16 protein-coding genes are annotated in these 19465 nt (G+C 41.0%); 8 read left to right on the forward strand and 8 right to left on the reverse strand.

Features of this window, described 5'->3' with window-relative positions; translation table 11 throughout:
* Positions 1 to 530: 530 nt before the first annotated feature.
* From PSI06_RS18690 to PSI06_RS18710, 5 genes are all read right to left on the reverse strand, one after another.
* The gene (locus PSI06_RS18690; RefSeq protein ID WP_273604594.1) at positions 531 to 851 is read right to left on the reverse strand and encodes a hypothetical protein; all 321 of its coding nucleotides are present in this window, start codon (positions 849 to 851) and stop codon (positions 531 to 533) included.
* 16 nt (positions 852 to 867) lie between these two features.
* A complete protein-coding gene (locus PSI06_RS18695; RefSeq protein WP_273604595.1) occupies positions 868 to 1599 on the reverse strand; it encodes a nuclear transport factor 2 family protein in 732 nt (243 codons plus the stop codon).
* 92 nt (positions 1600 to 1691) lie between these two features.
* Positions 1692 to 2435 (reverse strand): ferredoxin--NADP reductase, encoded by a 744-nt coding sequence (locus PSI06_RS18700; RefSeq protein ID WP_273604596.1) that lies wholly within the window; start codon positions 2433 to 2435, stop codon positions 1692 to 1694.
* 394 nt (positions 2436 to 2829) lie between these two features.
* A complete protein-coding gene (gene deoD / locus PSI06_RS18705; RefSeq protein WP_273604597.1) occupies positions 2830 to 3531 on the reverse strand; it encodes a purine-nucleoside phosphorylase in 702 nt (233 codons plus the stop codon).
* A gap of 15 nt (positions 3532 to 3546) precedes the next feature.
* Positions 3547 to 4764, reverse strand: a complete 1218-nt coding sequence (locus tag PSI06_RS18710; protein WP_273604598.1) for a phosphopentomutase — start codon at positions 4762 to 4764, stop codon at positions 3547 to 3549.
* Between the two features lie 194 nt (positions 4765 to 4958).
* Between PSI06_RS18710 and udk the strand changes: the two genes are divergently transcribed.
* The 4 genes from udk to PSI06_RS21530 all read left to right on the forward strand — a co-directional run bounded on the left by udk (position 4959) and on the right by PSI06_RS21530 (position 7884).
* Entirely contained in the window at positions 4959 to 5588 is a 630-nt protein-coding gene (gene udk / locus PSI06_RS18715; RefSeq protein WP_004587190.1) for a uridine kinase, read from the forward strand.
* 17 nt (positions 5589 to 5605) lie between these two features.
* Positions 5606 to 6829, forward strand: coding sequence for a NupC/NupG family nucleoside CNT transporter (locus PSI06_RS18720; RefSeq protein WP_004587189.1), 1224 nt, complete (start codon positions 5606 to 5608; stop codon positions 6827 to 6829).
* Between the two features lie 354 nt (positions 6830 to 7183).
* Complete coding sequence (locus tag PSI06_RS21525) at positions 7184 to 7570, forward strand: hypothetical protein (RefSeq protein WP_337944436.1); 387 nt, start codon at positions 7184 to 7186, stop codon at positions 7568 to 7570.
* A 2-nt stretch (positions 7571 to 7572) separates the two neighbouring features.
* Entirely contained in the window at positions 7573 to 7884 is a 312-nt protein-coding gene (locus PSI06_RS21530) for a hypothetical protein (RefSeq protein ID WP_337944437.1), read from the forward strand.
* A gap of 96 nt (positions 7885 to 7980) precedes the next feature.
* On the opposite strand, the gene PSI06_RS18730 is transcribed toward PSI06_RS21530, so the two are convergent.
* Entirely contained in the window at positions 7981 to 8736 is a 756-nt protein-coding gene (locus tag PSI06_RS18730) for a substrate-binding periplasmic protein (RefSeq protein ID WP_337944438.1), read from the reverse strand.
* Positions 8737 to 8857: 121 nt separating this feature from the next.
* Positions 8858 to 9067, reverse strand: coding sequence for a cold-shock protein (locus tag PSI06_RS18735; RefSeq protein WP_004587186.1), 210 nt, complete (start codon positions 9065 to 9067; stop codon positions 8858 to 8860).
* Positions 9068 to 9625: 558 nt separating this feature from the next.
* Here PSI06_RS18735 and PSI06_RS18740 point away from each other — a divergent pair.
* From PSI06_RS18740 to PSI06_RS18750, 3 genes are all read left to right on the forward strand, one after another.
* The gene (locus tag PSI06_RS18740; protein ID WP_273604599.1) at positions 9626 to 11422 is read left to right on the forward strand and encodes a glycoside hydrolase family 3 protein; all 1797 of its coding nucleotides are present in this window, start codon (positions 9626 to 9628) and stop codon (positions 11420 to 11422) included.
* A 19-nt stretch (positions 11423 to 11441) separates the two neighbouring features.
* Positions 11442 to 12176: a 5-oxoprolinase subunit PxpA gene (locus PSI06_RS18745; RefSeq protein ID WP_273604600.1), complete on the forward strand. Its 735-nt coding sequence runs from the start codon at positions 11442 to 11444 to the stop codon at positions 12174 to 12176.
* A gap of 358 nt (positions 12177 to 12534) precedes the next feature.
* Positions 12535 to 14571, forward strand: a complete 2037-nt coding sequence (locus tag PSI06_RS18750; RefSeq protein WP_273604601.1) for a S9 family peptidase — start codon at positions 12535 to 12537, stop codon at positions 14569 to 14571.
* A 489-nt stretch (positions 14572 to 15060) separates the two neighbouring features.
* Here PSI06_RS18750 and PSI06_RS18755 read toward each other — a convergent pair whose 3' ends face one another.
* On the reverse strand, positions 15061 to 16662 hold the full coding sequence (locus PSI06_RS18755) for an isocitrate lyase (RefSeq protein ID WP_004587182.1): 1602 nt from the start codon (positions 16660 to 16662) through the stop codon (positions 15061 to 15063).
* A 236-nt stretch (positions 16663 to 16898) separates the two neighbouring features.
* Here PSI06_RS18755 and PSI06_RS18760 point away from each other — a divergent pair, with 236 nt between their 5' ends.
* Complete coding sequence (locus PSI06_RS18760) at positions 16899 to 19091, forward strand: malate synthase G (RefSeq protein ID WP_273604602.1); 2193 nt, start codon at positions 16899 to 16901, stop codon at positions 19089 to 19091.
* The last annotated feature ends 374 nt before the right edge of the window (positions 19092 to 19465 follow it).

The following is a 19465-nucleotide window of genomic DNA, read 5'->3' on the forward strand; positions in this document are numbered from 1 at the left end:
TTGCTAAATCAATAGCAATTAAATTAGACTGTGCCATGTATGGACTCCTTAATTGGTAAAAGTTGTTTTGCAATTTCTTTATACCGTACTCTCCCGTTAATGGGGAGGAGTCCATACATCTGCTACGTAGTTAGCTCATGCTTTCGTTTAAAAGTGATTATGTCACCACCGAGAAGTGAAGGAGGAGAGTAGGAGAAAAACTGGAGAAATAAATCACCAATACCTGTGTTTTCTCTGTGTAGCGCGAAGCGCCTCTGTGGTGAAATTAATGAGTAGCAGCGGCTTTATGCCGCGAAAAAAATTCAATATAAAACGCGAGATAAACTCGCTGCTACGTAGTTAGCTCAAACTTTCGTTTAAATGTGATTATGTCACCACAAAGAAGTAACTCACCAATGCCTGTTTTCTCTGTGTAGCGCGAAATGCCCTCTGTGGGGCAATTAATGAGAAAATACGCATCAACCTGAGCAAACTAGGCGTCTACAGGCAAAATTAGCTACAGGGTAAAACTTGTATTCAGGCGTTTATAATTATCGTTTAAAGTATAAATCGATGGCTTTGGTGAGGAGTTCGTCTAGTTGCTCTTCGAAGGTATCTATATCAATTTCAAAATGGTTTAAATAGGCTTTGGCTTGCACTCGCGATAGGTTGCGGTTTTTTACGCTGTATTGACGCTCATCTTTTTGTTTATCAAAACGTGGTAAAAACAAAAATTGCCCGTAATAAGGTGATTTAATATGCTTATTAGCATAACGACAAAAGTCTTCTATGTGTTCTGCGCCCTGCGGCCCTAAACACCCTGGCTCAATGCGATACATTAAGCGAATTTTTTTGTCGTCTGCTAACTGCATAGTATGCCTTTTATAATTATCTAAAAAATAATACGCGGATTATTTTTCCGTCTTTTATTTGGTAGCTCGATACTAACTCAGAGCGTTTATCTACCACGTTTTCGTCTGTTGAACAGGTTTCTGATAGTTCGTGGTCTATTACTATGTCGCCGTGCACAATACGCTTTATTGGCGAGCTATTAATACACTTTAATTTTTTAAACATTAAGCCATAACGGGCTATTAGTTTTTCTTTTCCTTTAAATAATAGCTCATTAGGAAAAATATAAAACTCTACATCTTCATCATACATACGAATAAATTGTTCAATATTACGTGCGTTATAGGCTTCTACTAGTTGCTCTACAACAGCAAGCGACTCTCGAGATTGCTTAGCTTTAGCTTGCTGCTTAGCAGTTAATGCCTCTTTGGCTTGCGTTACCGCTTTTTCTGCCTCGGCCACAGCTGCTGCTTTTTCTACTTTGTTTTTTGGTTTTTCTACCGGTTTTGGGGTTTCGCTACCCAGTACTTTTGAGTCGTCAGGTTTAGTAGTATCTACTGTTGGCGTTTTAAGCTGTGGGGCTTGGTACTCAAGCGTGTTTAACTTTTCATCTTTTGCTTTTGTTGGTGAATTGCTGGCTTGAGTAGAGCTTGACGCTTGCTCGGTACTTTTTTGCTCTTCTTGAGTCTCTTCGGTTTGCTCTGCTGCATAACTGATCAGGGCAACAGTGGCAATAAGCGAGGCAAAAATAATAGATAACGATTTCATAACTTTCCTAATATGAACATATAACGCTGTTAATGCTGCAACATAACAAATTTGAGCGTTTTCGGGTAGCAATTAAATGATTGTTATACACTTTACCAATACTGCTCAACCGTTATGTGCCCTGGGTCTCTGCGACGGTTTCGTTTAAAGTTTTTGTCTAAAAGTAACTGTGTGGTGTCTTTTACCATTTGTGGGTTACCGCAAATCATAAATTGCGAATTACTCGGGCTTGGGGTTTCAGAGGCTTTACTAAATAGCTCGCCGTTTTGAATTGCTGTAGTTATACGCCCTTTTAGGCCTTGTTGTGGCTCTTCACGGCTTACAACCGGAATATAGTTAAGCTGTGTAGGGTGTGCGTTTATTAGGGTGTGTATTAGATTTTGATAGCTTAAATCGGCATTAAAACGTACGCCGTGCACTAAATTAATCTGTGTGTATTTTTGCCATACCTCTTGTTGCTGCAAAATAGATAAAAACGGCCCTATTGCAGTGCCTGTACCTAGCATCCATAACTGCTCGCTTGGTGGTATTTCGTCTAAGGTAAAAAAGCCTGTGGCACGTTGCTCTATTAATACAGTGTCGCCTGGTTTTAATTGCGCCAACCTAGGCGATAATAAGCCGCCCTCTACATTGATAAGGTAAAATTCTAAATCGGGGTTATTAGGCGCGTTTACATAAGAGTATGCCCGAGCAATACGTTTATCGCCCTCCATAATCGAGAGCTTAGTAAACTGCCCTGCTTTAAATGGCTCTACGCTTGCGTTTACTACCAGGCTGAAAAGCGTATCGCTCCACCATGTTACTTTTTTTACGGTTGCATCTACCCAGTTAGACATAGTCAACTCCCTAGCTTAACGGTTAAACAACAAAAACAATAAATGGTTGTAATTTATACACTAGCATTAACTTAGTAAGAGTGACACTGGGTGTAGCGACTTTTTAAACGTAATGCTTTTACTTTGGATAACATTAGTTTGATTAAAAAGATGAGTAGCAGCGGCTTTATGCCGCGATGAAATTAATACCAAACGCGAGGTTAGCTCCAGCTACGCGGTTAGCTCGTACTGTGCAGCTTGCTGGCGCTTTAAAAGTAGCGCTTTTATAGGTATAAAAAAAGCCGCATAAAATGCGGCTTTGGGGGTTTAGTCTCACTTCACTTTGGGCGTGTCTCCAAAACTTAGTGAATACGTTACCAAGGAACTGTTTGCTAATTTAATAAAATTGCGTTTATTAAATAGACTCTAAAGCAATTTTAACCATTTCGTTAAATGTGCTTTGGCGCTCATCTGCAGGTGTTGCTTCACCGGTGATCACGTGGTCACTTACGGTAAATAGTGCCATTGCGTTAGCACCATACTCTGCAGCTACACCATATAAACCTGCTGTTTCCATATCTACAGCTAGTACACCTAGTTTATCTAGGTCTTTGTAGAATGTGTCGTCAGCTTGGTAGAAGGTATCGGTAGTAAATACATTACCTACTTTTGCTTTAATGCCTAGGTCTTGAGCGGCGTTAACACCGTTTAAAAGTAGGTCAAAGTTAGCAATTGCTGAAAAATCGTAACCACGAACGCGTGCACGGTTTACGTTTGAGTCGGTGCTTGCGCCTTGTGCAAAAATTACGTCGCGAATTTTAATATCTGTACCAATACCACCACAGGTACCAATACGAATAATATTTTTAACGCCAAAGCTTACAATTAACTCACGCGCATAAATAGACATAGATGGTATGCCCATGCCCGAACCCATAATACTTACAGGTTTACCTTTGTATGTGCCTGTAAAGCCGTACATGTTACGTACGCCTGTTACTTGTACTGCATCATCTAAAAAGTTTTCAGCAATGTATTGTGCACGAAGCGGATCGCCCGGCATTAATACTGTTTCAGCGAAGTCACCAACGTTTGCACTAATATGCGGAGTACTCATTAATTGTTTTCCTTTTTATTTAGGCGCGTTTAGCTTATTTAAAAAGCCGTCACCGTATTCAAGTGCAGGTAAGTTAAACCACTGTGCAAGGGTTTGGCCTATATCTGCAAAGCTATTGCGCTCGCCAAGCGGGGTATTTTGCATGCCCGGTTGATAAGCTATAACTGGTACATATTCGCGGGTGTGTTCTGAACCTGGAAAGGTTGGGTCACAGCCGTGATCTGCAGTGATCATTAACACGTCATCTGCATTTAATTGGTTTAGTATAGTTGGTAAGTAATCGTCAAATTCTTTTAACGCTTTTGCATAGCCAACTGGGTTGCGACGGTGGCCAAACTTTTCGTCAAAATCAACTAAATTGGTAAAAATTAAGCTGTTATCTGGCGCACTTGCTAATACTTCGCTGCTTTTTTTAAGCAAATTCATCAGCCCTGGGGCTTTGTGTTTTTGGGTAATGCCTTGGTGTGCATATATATCTGCAATTTTACCAATGCTTATTACTTCACCGCCGTGTTTAGATAGCACATCTAATAGGGTCGGTGCTGGCGGCAATACTGAATAATCGCGACGATTACTAGTACGGGCAAAATCTGCGTTGCTTGTGCCTAAAAATGGCCTAGCAATAACACGGCCTATATTTAGTTTATCAAGTAATTCGCGGGCAATTTCACACACTTCGTAAAGGCGCTCAAGGCCAAAAGACTCTTCGTGTGCGGCAATTTGAAACACGCTATCCGCTGAGGTGTAACAAATTGGTTTGCCTGATTTTACGTGCTCTTCGCCTAGCTGCTCTAATATGGTAGTGCCTGATGCATGGCAGTTGCCTAAAATGCCAGGTATACCGGTAGCGGCTATAAATTCGTCTACAAATTCTTGTGGAAAACTCGGCTGTGTTTTAGGGAAGTAGCCCCAATCAAATAACACAGGTACGCCGGCCATTTCCCAGTGCCCTGATGGCGTATCTTTACCGCTTGAAAGCTCTTTTGCATAACCCCATGCACCTTGCGATGCTTGACGCTCAGAAACTAAACACGTTTCACCGCCCGCTGCCTCACAGGCATCGATTAAACCTAATTTAGATAAATTAGGTAACGATAACGCTTTACCCGTTTCGTCGTGGTATGCTTTTAATAAGTGGGCGAGTGTATTTGCTCCAACATCACCAAATTTGTCTGCATCGGGTGCTGCACCTATACCTAGGCTGTCTGCCATTAAGATGATTGCTCTTGCCATGTTGACCTCACTTTGCTTCTAGGTGGTTACTTTATCCGCTGATCGAATTTTCCGTACAGGACATAAGTCCTGTTTCATAAAAGCTAAACATTATAAATTTGCGTTCTTAAGCAAAGCAAAAGAGATTATTCGTGTCTTTTTTGCTATTGTGATCAACCAAACAACTTTTCCTTTCTGTGTGGGTGAGAACTTTAGTGACACGAACTATTATAGCTATTGCTGGCGCATCAGCGTCGGGCAAATCTCTTTTTAGCCAAACTATTTACAATGAGTTGGTTAATGAGCTTGAACCAGGCGCTATCGCCATTATTGAAGAAGATGCTTATTACAAGGATCAGTCGCATTTGCCTATGGAACACCGTACGCAAACTAACTACGACCATCCTGATGCATTTGAACATGAGTTAATGCTTGAACATTTAACTCAACTTCGTAGTGGTAACTCTGTCGAAGTACCTACTTATGATTATGCACAACACACACGAAGCGATGAAACTCGTCGCGTTGCTGCAGCTAAAATTTTAATAGTAGAAGGTATTTTATTATTAAGTGATAAAGCACTTAATAAAGAATTTGATATTAAGGTATTTATAGATACACCCCTTGATATTTGCTTAATGCGTCGTATGCAACGAGACATGGAAAAAAGAGGCAGAACATTACAATCTGTTGTTGAGCAATATCAAGCAACTGTTAGACCGATGTTTTATCAATTTATTGAGCCTTCAAAGCATAACGCTGATTTGGTTGTGACTCGAGGCGGAATGAACCGCGTTGCGATTGATATTATTAAAAGTAAAATTAAGTATTTACTACAAGAATAATAACGGGAAACATCTGTATGACAACATTTATGAGCTTAGTAGGCATGTTTGTACTACTAAGTATTGCTTTTGCGGCTTCGACTAATCGTAAAGCAATAAACTTACGCACCGTAGCGATAGCCTTTGCTATGCAAGTAGTTATTGGTGGGTTTGTACTGTTTTTTGAAGCTGGTAAAAATGTGTTAGCAAGTATGTCTAGTGCCGTCTCTTCGGTAATTAGCTTTGCAAACGACGGGATTGGGTTTTTATTTGGCCCTCTTGCATCGCAAGATACACTCGGTTTTATTTTTGCTATTCAAGTTTTACCGGTCATTGTGTTTTTCTCAGCACTTGTTGCTGTGCTTTACCACATTGGCATTATGGATTGGATAATTAAAATTCTGGGCGGCGGTTTACAAAAACTATTGAAAACCTCGCGCACAGAATCGCTCTCAGCAACGGCTAATATATTTGTAGGCCAAACTGAAGCACCCTTAATTGTTAAGCCGTTTATAGCAACCATGACTAAGTCTGAGTTGTTTGCAGTAATGGTAGGTGGCTTAGCCACGGTAGCAGGCTCTGTAATGGCAGGTTACGTAATTATTGGTGTAGAGCTTAAGTATTTAATTGCCGCTAGCTTTATGGCTGCACCAGGTGGGTTTTTAATGGCCAAAATGATTGTGCCAGAGACCGAAACACCTAAAGATACGCTTGCTGATTTAGACACCGATGAAGACAAGCCAGTTAATGTTATTGATGCAGCAGCATCAGGCGCAGCTAACGGCATGCATTTAGCGCTAAATGTGGGCGCAATGCTATTAGCTTTCGTAGCACTAATAGCATTATTAAACGGTTTACTAGGCGGTATTGGTGGGTGGTTTGATTACCCTACTTTAACGCTACAAGAAATTTTAGGTTATGTATTTGCTCCTGTTGCATGGTTACTTGGCGTACCATGGGATGAGGCAATCATAGCAGGTAGTTTTATTGGTCAAAAGTTAGTAGTAAATGAATTTGTTGCTTACTTAGACTTTATAAATTATCGCGATACGTTAAGTGCGCACACTCAAGCAATTGTAACATTTGCGTTATGTGGGTTTGCTAATCTATCGTCGATAGCTATTTTACTAGGTGGATTAGGCGGTATGGCGCCTAGTCGGCGAAAGGATATCGCACGCTTAGGGCTCAGAGCAGTGTTAGCAGGATCTATGGCTAACCTTATGAGCGCAGCAATTGCTGGGTTTTTCCTCTCGCTAGCTTAGAAACTTAATGAGATGAACACCGGTGTTGCAAAACAAGAAGATAGTACTTTAAGGGGTTAAAGCACTATCTGACTTGAACGATACTTCACCAAGGGCCGCAAGGCCCTTTTATCGTTTTAGGGCCCTTATAAATATATTCTTCCTTTTAATAACTACTTTCTCTTTCTTACCTTTAAGTACATATACGCACATGGCTTTTTATATTTTTGCGATAAATTTGTATTATTGAAAAGTGGTAAATTATAAATTTTAGGCCACACTTAGGTTTATCCTAATGTAACCTACTGTTTTATTGATGCTCTACCTTTAAGCACACTCATAAAATAGCCGCTGTTGATAAGTCGATTTATATAAATGCGTAAACTTTTATTAGTATTGTTGTTTGTTTTTTTTAATAGCTACGCAAGCTCAGACCCTCTTTTAGTTGTCACGGAACTCTCGCCGCCCGATCAAATACTCGTTGATGGAAAAGTGACAGGCAAAGGCACTGAGTTTATAAGGGCTATTTTTGCAAAGGCGAACCTAACGCCCGATATACAAATGTACCCATGGGCGCGAGCATTTAGACTTGCCAGCACTATCCAAAACACCTTTATTTACACCATAGCGCGCACCAAAGGGCGAGAAAACAACTTTCATTGGATAGGCCCAGTCTCGCATTTTGAACTTGCTTTTGTTGCGCTTAAAGAGCGTGACGACATAATTATTAACAATACTGAGGAAGCAAAAAATACAAAATAGCGATGCAACGTAACGACTTTTCTACTGATATATTAACCAACTTGGGTTTTGAGGTTGTGCTCACCACCGATATACAAAAATCGTATGCGTTACTGGTTGCCAAAAAAGTAGACTTAATTGTTGATGACCCCGAACTAATACATCAAATAAGTCAGTATTTGCCCACCCCTGACGCTGAAGTTAAAGCCATATATAATGTAGAAGAACTCAAGGTAGATGCCTATTTGGCAGCAAATAAAAACACCGATATCCGCTATATAAACGCGCTACAAAAAGCCTTTTACACACTTAAAAATACCCAAGGGCTACCCTAGCACCGAAGCTAAACCTTGCTTATTTAAGCGCAGTTTTAACGCTTAGTTACGTTAATTAGTGCCTAAGTAATAAAGTCTAAAATAGGGGCTTAGTGATTAATTATTGCTATATGGCGCTATGAACGAATCGAGACTGCGCTCTTGTTTTAGCACTTTAAAGGCACGTTGAAAGCGATCTACTATGTGCTGCGGCACCGCTTTATTAAACGCTAAATAATTATCTTTAAGGTCGTTACTTACAGGTAGCTCAGTAAGTTGCTCTACATCAAGTAAGCTCACGTTATAAGGCTTTAATTGGTTATAAATAACGTGTTCGGAGCCTAAAATAAGATCTATTTTATTGTTTATAAAAAGCTGAATATATTGTTGCTCTTCACCAAACGTCATTAAGTTTTGCCCATTTACAAACCCTATTTTTTTGACCAATGATTGATATATATCTCCCCTTACCATGCCTAACGAATAAAGAGTGGTGTCGTTAAGGGTATTTACAGTGACATCAGGACGGCTTTTTAACTTATAAAAATAAGTTCGTGCAGTAGTTAACGGGCCAAGCCAATTAAATAAAGGAATTCGGTTAGTATGTTGCGCCATTGAAAAAATGGCTGAATAAGGCTTTTTATGCACAAGCATTGCGGCACGCTTCCAAGGCATGACTTTAAAGTCGCACTCTACTTCTGCTTTAATACACAGTGCGTTGACTATATCGTAGTTAGCACCAACAAGTTGGCCGTGCTCGTTTATAAAATTATAAGGTGCAAACTGATCTGTATAAATAACTAACTTAAAATGGTTTGCATAAGTAAACGTGCTTAAGAAGAAACAAGCAATAAAAGGAAAGAGTTTTAGAATAACCGCACCACTACATTAATTTATATTATTAAATGATAGATGGCGCTATTTTACAGTCAAATTTTAGACACAAAAAAAGCGCCTTAAGCGCTTTTTTTTATTTTTACTTTAAAAGTAAAAATTATAACGGAGTGATGTTATCCGCTTGAGGACCTTTTTGACCTTGTGAAAGAGTGAACTCTACACGTTGGCCTTCAGCTAAAGTTTTGAAACCTTCGCTTTTGATTGCTGAGAAATGTGCGAAAACGTCTGGGCCGTTTTCTTGCTCGATGAAACCAAAACCTTTAGACTCGTTGAACCACTTAACTGTACCTGATACGATGTTAGACATTGTAATATCCTGATATAAAAATAAAAAATATGCTCATAAGAGCGGGTGTAGCAAAAAATGAGATGGTACTTAAAAACTTCAGGACGGTACTACAAGTATTACTTATACAACAACGAAATAAAGATTTATAAACTATCATGCTTTCTTTCTAGCTGCGGCCTACTATATAGAGTTAACTATATATGTCAAGCCTTTATAGTAATGCAGGCAATAAATAGTGTTTGTGCTTAGCCTTTAATAACTCCCGTGGCTAGCCTATAGCTTAACCCCTGCGCGGCTTTAATAGTTAACTGGCCAATTAAAACAATGAACTATTTAATCTTTAGTTTTTAAAACGGCGGCAGTGAGTACAGCTAATTTAACACCTACTCACCATTTAGATAAAACGTATTCAGCCATGATACACGCCTTACAATTTACCCTGTGTATACAAACAGCTGCACTTTGCAGTTGTACACAAAAATAGATAAGCTACTGCCACTTATCTATTTAGCGTTGGAGTGTGTTTTGCTAAATAAATGCTTTATTTCGTCTGTTGTTTTTTTATCTGGGTGTTTAATGCCATTACAATCTTCCTTTGCTAAGCCTACACTGTCTCTTGAACAACAATTGGGGCAAAAACTAATACTCGATTTACGCTATTTTTGTCAGCAAGGGTCAAGCAAACAATGCAGAACACCGGTTACTACCCTACCTGATGAACTAGCAGCGGCCATTGCTAAGCATAATATTGGTGGTGTAATTTTATTTTCTGAAAACACCCAATCTATTGAGCAAACCATTACCCTTAATAGCCAATTACAAGCTGCGGCGAGTAAATCAAGTTCAAAGCTGCCGTTATTTATTTCGATAGACCAAGAAGGCGGCCGAGTAGCGCGTTTACCTCGCGATGTTGCCACTTCATTTACTGGTAATATGTCTATTGGTGCAACCTATAAAAAGTATGGCATTCAATACGCAACCCAAACTGCCACTGTTATTGCTAAAGAGCTTAATTCGTTAGGTATTAATGTTAACTATGCCCCTACGGTAGATGTAAACATGAACCCCGACAACCCGGTAATTAATGTGCGCTCGTTTGGTGAAACCCCAGCACTTGTCAGTAAATTAGGCGCAGCACAAGTGGCAGGATTTGAGAACAACGGCGTTATTACATCGTTAAAGCATTTCCCAGGGCACGGCGATACTAACGTAGACAGCCACACAGGGTTACCACAAGTAAATCACTCCAAAGAAGACATATATCAACAAGATTTAGCTCCCTTTAAACACATAATTGCCACGCAAAACCCGGGTATGATTATGACGGCGCATATTCAATACCCACAACTCGATAACAGTACGTTTGTAAGTGTTGATGGCAAAAGCATGATAAAACCCGCCACTATGTCGCGTACTATAATTACTGACATTTTAAGAGGGGAGTTAAATTATCAAGGTGTGGTGGTAACCGACGCTTTAGATATGGCTGGCATTAGTCATTTTTTCACCCCAACCCAAGCGGTAATCAATACCTTTGCAGCAGGCGTTGACCTAGCGCTTATGCCAATAGAGATCAGAACACCAGCTGATTTAAACGCACTCGACAAACTAATGGATGAATTAGTCGCTTCTGTTAATAATAAACAACTCAGTAAAGACGAAGTTGCTCAATCGGCTGCGCGTATAACCGCTTTAAAAAATAAATTTAAATTAACCACACAGCTAGACCCATTAAGCACTTTGGCTAAAGCAAAAGATATTATTGGCTCTCAAGCACATCGCAAAATAGAAGCTGAGCTTGCCGTAAATGCTATTACTGAGGTTAAAAATAACAATAATGCATTGCCTCTTAATTTAAGAAAAGGGCAACACATCCATATTATTATGCCCGATACCCGAAAATGCATGGCCATGCAGCAAGCGCTTAGCGCTATAAGTAATGCGGCGCTTAAATATAGTTGCAGTAGTTTACAAGGGTTTGACCCTGTAAAGGCGCATAGCTTAATTAAAAATGCAGATGTTGTTATTGCAGGCAACGCTACGCCTAATCAAAGCGCTGTAGAGATTGGCGGAATGGATGATTTAAAAGACGACCCTCGCTTTGCACTCAATACCGCTGAGCAACCTAAAGCGCTGTCATCATTACTGGATATAGCTGCATCAGTGAATAAAAAAACAATATTTATAAGTTTGCGTGCCCCCTACGACATAGCGCAGTTTGGCAGCAGAGCTAATGCAGTTCTTGCTTCTTATGCGTATAATATAGATACAGATAAAAACAATGCTGTTGCGGGGCCTGCGTTTACAGCGCTTGCTAAGGTATTGTTAGGCAATGCACACGCTCATGGCGTACTGCCAGTTACCATAAAATAATAATAACAAGGGATAAAAAATGAAACTTAATTGCGATTTAGGCGAAAGCTTTGGCGCATGGAAAATGGGATTAGATGATGAGGTAATGCCTCATATTGATATGGCAAATATTGCATGTGGTTTTCATGGTGGAGACCCAGATGTAATAGCCGATACGTTGTATTTAGCAAAGCAGCACAATGTACAAATAGGTGCGCACCCAAGTTACCCCGACCAACAAGGCTTTGGCAGGCGCTCTATGGCGCTTAGCGCGCAAGAACTGACCAATAGCTTACATTACCAAATTGCCGCCCTTGATGGCATGGCTAAAGTACAGGGCTTAACACTTAGATATGTTAAGCCACATGGTGCTTTATATAACGACATGATGAAAAACGATCATATTTTACAAACAGTTATTACTGCCATAGCGCACTACCCTGCACCATTAAAGCTTATGCTGTTAGCCACAAAAGACTCTGCAAAACACACCTTTGCCGCCAATAGTTTAGGTGTAGATCTTATTTTAGAAGCCTTTGCTGATAGGCAATATACAGACGAAGGTCATTTAGTATCTCGCCACCTTGATGGCAGCGTTCACGACAAGCCAGTACTTTTAGCACAAGTAAAACAGCTATTAACCGACGGTTGTGTAACCACTCGCTCAGGAAACACCCTAAACTTAAATGCCAACAGTTTGTGCGTGCATGGCGATAACGCAGCCGGTATTGCACTTATTAAAGAAATTAAATCACTGTGTGCATCAGCAACCTAACCTTGCTTTTAACTAGTTATTAAGCCTCAAGCTATAAAACGCATGTTTACTTTAAAAACTATTTAGCTGTAAAGGGGCTTTACAGCTAAAACCTCTATTTAGTCCAATCATGTACAAACTAATATCGCTTTAAAAAAGCGCAACAACACAGCACAGTAACAAAGCATAAGTAACACAGCGCTGAAATACATGGCGCTGCATATAAAAAATTTAACGCAGTAAGCCCGCTATTTATTACTATAAAGTAAGCATGTTTTACTTAAACCGGTATTAAATTATAGTTTCACCGCATCGCGCTTTTCATCCCTTGCCTGCTGACATATAACTACATATACAAAAACCACAACAGGGAATACAAATGAAGACGCTTTTAGCACTTAGTTTAAGTAGCAGTTTATTACTTGGTAGTAGCCAGTTAGCTTTTGCAAAGGACAACACATTACAGCTACAAGATGTGTTTAATCTTGAATACGCCAATCAAATTGATATAACAGACGATGGTAAAACGGTGTACTTTGTTCGTAACCGTATGGATATAAAAACGGACCGTAAAGTCAGTAACATTTGGTCGGTTGATTATAAAACTAAACAACTGCAACCGCTTACCTCAGGCGTGCATATGGATCACTCCCCAGTACTATCGCCAGATGGGCAACGCCTTGCGTTTATATCTAACCGCGATGGCAGCAGCCAAATTTATATGAAGTGGCTTAAAACAGGTGCTGTAGCAAAAATTAGTAACCTAACCAGCAGCCCACGCGCAATTACCTGGCATCCCGACTCTCAGCAGCTTATTTTTAGTATGTTTGTACCAAGTAGCAGTGCACCACCTGTTAACTTACCTGGCAAGCCTAAAGGCGCTACATGGGCCGAACCTGCTAAATTTATAGACGATGTATACTACCGCGCCGACGGAGGCGGTTATAGCCAAAAAGGCTTTAGCCAATTATTTGCAATAGATGCAAATGGCGGCAATGCAAAGCAGCTCACACACGATGAGTTTAATAACGCTGGCGAAGTAAGCTTTAGTAAAAACGGCAACAGCCTTTATTTTTCGGCCAATCGGCATGAGCAAAATCAACTAAAGCCCACTAATAGTGAAATATACCAGCTTGATTTAAGCACCTTAAAAATTGCTGCCATTACCAATAGAAACGGCCCTGACCAACAACCTAAAGTATCTCCCGATGGGCGTTACTTGGCCTTTACAGGGTATGATGATAAACGCACCAATTACGAAAACACGCAGCTTTATATTCGTGATTTAAAAACGGGCGATACAAAAAGCCTAACCCCTAATTTTGATAGAAGTGTGGGGCAAATTAAATGGAGTGCCAATTCAAAAGGGGTTTACTTTAGCTACGCAGACGAAGGCCAAACAGCCCTTGCCTACCAACCACGCAGTGGTAAGCGTAAAGTGCTCACCGAGCAAATAGGTAGCGTTGCGTTTGGTCGTCCTTATTCGGGCGGCGATTTTGATGTAAGCGAAGATGGCGATATTGCTTTTACACTTGCTAATATTCAGCGCCCTGCAGATATAGCCACTATAAAACGAGGCAAAGCTCGTCGCCTCACTACACTCAATGCCGATGCGTTAGGCGATAAAGAACTTGCCAACGTAGAAGAGATTTGGCTTAAATCGAGCCACGACCAGCTGCCAATTCAAGGTTGGATTGCATACCCACCTGGGTTTGATAAATCAAAAAAATACCCACTTGTATTAGAAATTCATGGCGGCCCTGTGGCTAATTATGGCCCTCACTTTAGTACCGAGGTGCAATTGTTTGCAGCCAAAGGGAACGTAGTTTTATACATGAACCCTCGAGGCAGTGACTCATACGGTAAAACGTTTGCTCAAACAATTCATCATAATTACCCAGGTAACGATTTTGACGATTTAATGACCGGCGTTGATGCGCTAATAGCGAAAGGCTTTATTGATGAGTCTAAATTATTTGTAACAGGTGGCTCTGGCGGTGGTGTATTAACCGCATGGATTGTAGGGCACACCGACAGGTTTGCTGCAGCAGTGGTGGCTAAACCCGTTATTAATTGGATCAGTTTTGTACTAACTGCCGACTTTTATCCATTTTTTGCCGATTACTGGTTCCCAGGTAAACCTTGGGATCATATTGAGCACTATATGAAACGCTCACCTATTAGCTATGTAGGTAACGTAACAACGCCTACGATGCTTTTAACAGGGGAGGCAGATTATCGTACCCCTATTTCTGAAACCGAGCAGTTTTATCAAGCCCTTAAGTTACAAGGTGTTGATACCGCCATGGTGCGTATTCCTAATGCATCACACGGTATTACGGCGCGCCCTTCTAACTTAATGACCAAGGTTGCCTACATTCAATGGTGGTTTGATAAACACTCAAACAAAAAATAAGCTCCGTGTTTAGGTTTAAAAATAGCCACGCCTACGTGGCTATTTTTTGTAGTTAACCAACGCTTAGGTCAATTAATGCCAAACTGTAAACCCCCTTTACAGTTTTGAGCTTATCCATATCGGACTTAGGCGTTTTTCAGTTAGTAAAATTTCGGTTTATTGTAATTTTAATCGCTTGAGTTGGTAAAAAATCGGTTTGAGCCACTGTTTATAAGCACTCAGTTAGTAAAAAATTGTTTTATAGAGGCACCAGGTTAGTAAAATTTCGGTTTATTATTTTATTTATACTGGGTAAAACAGTAAAAACCAGCCTTTTAAAAGGGGGATTTTGCACTTTAAAGCGGCTTTACAGTAAAAAAGCAGCCATATAGCTGTACTTAATATCTACCTAGTTAAATAGTGATCCAAACTAAATTTAGCCGAGCCTGATTTATATTAATACAACAAAAAAAGGGCCTTACGGCCCTTGAGTAACACTATCTAGAAAAGTTAAAACTGGTTCATGGTGTTATCTTCACCACCGGCTTTAAGTGCGTTTTCACCAGAGAAGTACTCTTTGTGCGTATCGCCAATATTAGACCCTGCTAAATCTTGGTGCTTAACTGAGGCTTGTTCGCGGCGAATTTCTTGGCGTTGTACATCACGTACATATGCAAGCATGCCCATATCACCAAAGTAACCTTCTGATAAAATATCGGTGCTTAGTGCAGCCGTATGGTATGTAGGCAGTGTAATTAAGTGATGGAAAATACCCGCTTCACGTGCACCATCGCGCTGGAAGTTTTGCACTAATACATCCGCTTCAGCAGCAAGCTCTGTATCGTCCATTTCTGGCGCCATTAGGCCTTTATTATCACCTAGACTTGGGTAAGCGCTCAAGTCGCGACCCGCTTCTTGCCACTCTTGGTACACTTGCTCACGGAACTTAAGCGTCCAGTTGAATGACGGTGAATTGTTATAAACAAGCTTAGCATCAGGTACTTGCTCTTTAACGCGGTTAACTAGCTCTGCAATTTGTTTAACATGTGGTTTTTCGGTTTCAATCCACAATAAGTCAGCGCCCGATTGTAAGCTTGTTACACAATCTAGTACTACGCGGTCTTTTTCAGTGCCTTCGCGGAACTGGTATAAACCGTTTTCTAAACGCGTTGGCTTACATAATTGGCCATTAATTTTCATTGCCGTATCGCCTTCGTTTAAATCATCTACACCGTTAATAGGTGTGGTTTCTAAAAACGCGTTGTACTGGCTAGCTAAGTCTCCTGGCGTTTGTGACACAGGCACTTTTTGCGTAAGGCTTGCACCTAATGAGTCGGTACGCGCAACAATAATACCGTTATCAATGCCGAGTTCTAAAAACGCGTAACGTACAGCGTTAATTTTTGCTAAAAAATCTTCGTGCGGTACAGTTACTTTACCTGCTTGGTGACCACATTGTTTAGCGTCAGACACTTGGTTTTCTATTTGAATGGCACACGCACCTGCTTCAATCATCTTTTTAGCAAGTAAGTAGGTTGCTTCTTCGTTACCAAAACCAGCATCAATATCGGCAATAATAGGCACTACATGTGTCTCAAAATTATCAATTTTATCAAGCACCGCTTGCACATCGCCGCCATTGGCTTTCGCTTCGTCTAGATCATTAAATAAGTGGTCTAGTTCACGGGCATCGGCTTGTTTTAAAAACGTATAAATTTCTTCAATAAGCGCAGGCACTGAGGTTTTTTCGTGCATGCTTTGATCCGGTAACGGGCCAAATGCAGAGCGAAGTGCAGCAACCATCCAACCACTTAAGTAAACATAACTGCGCTTAGTTGTTTTTTGATGACGCTTTATTGCCATCATCATTTGTTGCGCAGTAAAACCATGCCAACAACCTAAAGACTGTGTGTATTGGCTGGTGTCTTTATCGTAAGCGGCCATATCTTCACGCATTACATCTGCGGTGTATTGTGCAATTTCAATCCCTGTACGAAAGCGGTTTTGTAAACGCATGCGGCTTGCATATTCAGGGTTAATGGCTTTCCATGCGCTACCTTGAGATTGGCAAAGTGTTGCTAGAGTATCGGTTTCACGTGTGTATGTTGTCATAATAAAATCCTTCGAACGGGTCTATAAATTATTTAAATTATTGTGAGAGTGGCTTGGAGTGTGTGCTCCGTATCGCTTAATTCAACATTAGGCTTATTTTTTAGATTTAGTAAATTTATAGTTGTTATTACCGCTATATTTTTTGTGAATGGCAAAAAAGCACGCACTGAGCCTTTTTTGCGTTATTGTTGCTTTAACGCACACAACAACACCGCGACCGTTTAAGGAAGGTAAATATGGCACACACTCTCACACACTCAGGGCTAAGCGTAGATACACAGCTGGCCAACTTTGTAAAAACACAGCTACTCCCAGGCACTCATTTATCTGAGCAGCAATTTTGGCAAAGCTTTGCAAACATAGTACAAACGCTTACCCCGAAAAATAACGCTCTTTTAGCTAAGCGCGAGCAGCTACAACAACAAATAGATGACTACCATAAAACAAATAAAACGTGGGATAGCGCGCAGTACCAAGCGTTTTTAACAGACATTGGCTACCTAGTACCAGAGCCTGCAGACTTTGCCATTGAAACCCAAAATGTAGAGCCCGAAATAGCACTCAGCGCAGGCCCTCAGCTTGTTGTGCCTGTTAGCAACGCACGTTTTGCGCTTAATGCGGCTAACGCGCGCTGGGGTTCGTTATACGATGCGCTGTACGGCACCGACGTATTAAGTGAAGACGACGGCGCTGAAAAAGGCACTACGTATAATCCAGTTCGTGGTTTTAAAGTAATGGCGTATGCGCGCCAATTTTTAGATAAAGCCCTGCCCCTTAAAAATGGCTCACACATAGAAAGCACTAACTACTCAATTGTTGAAGGCGCCTTGTCTATCACCCTAAGAGACAGCTCGCATACTCAATTAAAAAACCCTGAGCAACTTATTGGCTACCAAGGCGAGGCGCAAAACCCAAGTGCTATTTTATTAAAAAACAATGGCCTGCATGTAGAGCTGCAAATAGACCATCACCACCCTATTGGCCAAGCCGACAAAGCAGGATTAAAAGATGTTTTGCTTGAAGCTGCACTAACAACCATTATGGATTGCGAAGACTCTGTTGCCGCAGTAGATGCCGAGGATAAAGTACAAGTTTACAATAACTGGCTGGGGTTAATGCAAGGTAACTTGGTTGAATCGTTTAAAAAAGGCGATAAAACCATAGAGCGTACTTTACAAAGCGATAGGCAATATACAGCCCTTGACGGTAGCAGCCTTACGCTTAAAGGCCGCAGCATGATGTTTGTCCGTAATGTAGGCCACTTAATGACAAACCCTGCTATTACCGACATTTACGGCCAACCCGTATTTGAAGGCATTATGGATGCGATGTTTAGCGCAACCGCAGCCCTGCACGATTTAAATAAAAAAACAGGCATTAAAAACACCAGTGCGCAAAGCATCAATATTGTAAAACCCAAAATGCATGGCCCTGAAGAAGTTGCTTTTACAAATACGCTTTTTAGCATGGTAGAAGAAGCACTTAACTTGCCAAAAAACACCCTAAAAATGGGGATTATGGATGAAGAGCGCCGTACTTCAGTCAATTTAAAAGCCTGTATACACGCAGCCAAAGCGCGCGCGGTGTTTATAAATACTGGCTTTTTAGACCGCACGGGCGATGAAATTCATACCTCTATGCACGCAGGGGTCGCTTTGCCAAAAGCCGCTATTAAAGCTCAGCCGTGGATCAAAGCATACGAAGACCGTAACGTTGATACAGGCCTTGCCTGCGGCCTAAGCGGTAAAGCACAAATAGGTAAAGGTATGTGGCCTATGCCAGATAAAATGGCACTTATGATGGAGCAAAAGCTTGCTCATGTGCAATCTGGCGCTAATACCGCGTGGGTGCCCTCGCCTACCGCAGCCACTTTGCACGCTATGCATTATCACGATGTAGCTGTATTTACTGAGCAAAAAGAAATTGCCAAACGAGGCATGGCAAGCCTTACTGATTTACTTACACCGCCTTTAATGGCTCAGCCGCAAACGCTCAGTAAAGAAGATATTCAAAGTGAGCTTGAGAACAATGCACAAGGCATTTTAGGCTACGTAGTACGCTGGATAGACCAAGGTATTGGCTGCTCAAAAGTGCCTGATATTAACCACATAGGCTTAATGGAAGACAGAGCAACCTTGCGTATTTCAAGTCAACATATGGCAAATTGGCTACAGCATGGGGTGTGTACTCAACAACAAATAGAGTCGATCATGGCTAAAATGGCTAAAGTGGTTGATGGCCAAAATGAGCACGACAGCGCGTACAAGCCAATGGCACAAAGCGAAGAGTCACTTAAAAATAGTATTGCTTATCAAGCCGCTTTAGCACTTGTATTAGAAGGTGCTAAGCAGCCAAGTGGCTACACCGAGCCCCTATTACACAGTTACCGCTTAAAATATAAAGCAAAACACCATAACCTAGCTGAATAGTTAACATTAGTTTAACAGCAAAAAAGCGCGTTTTGCCTACACAAAACGCGCTTTTTGTTTATTAGGGCGTGTTGATCTTTGCAGATTGAAATTCGTTCAACCTAGGCAGAACCCAAAAGGGCAGCGTATGTTTGGCATTTATGCTACGTTATCGCCTATTTATGGGGAATAACCACACTTCATAGGCTCTGCCTTGCCTAAAAACCAAACATACTGCTGGAAATTCAAGCGCCAAAGGTCAACACGCCCACGGCTAGCGCATTTTAATCCCAGATTCTAACAGGGTTGAGCGATAATCATCGTCTAGCCCTGCCATTTTCTTTTTTCTCGCCATACTGGCTGTTTTAGTTGTATCTTGTTTAAATAACGCCATG

Origin of the sequence: Pseudoalteromonas sp. GABNS16E (assembly GCF_028598715.1) — a bacterium.
Lineage (GTDB): Bacteria > Pseudomonadota > Gammaproteobacteria > Enterobacterales > Alteromonadaceae > Pseudoalteromonas > Pseudoalteromonas atlantica.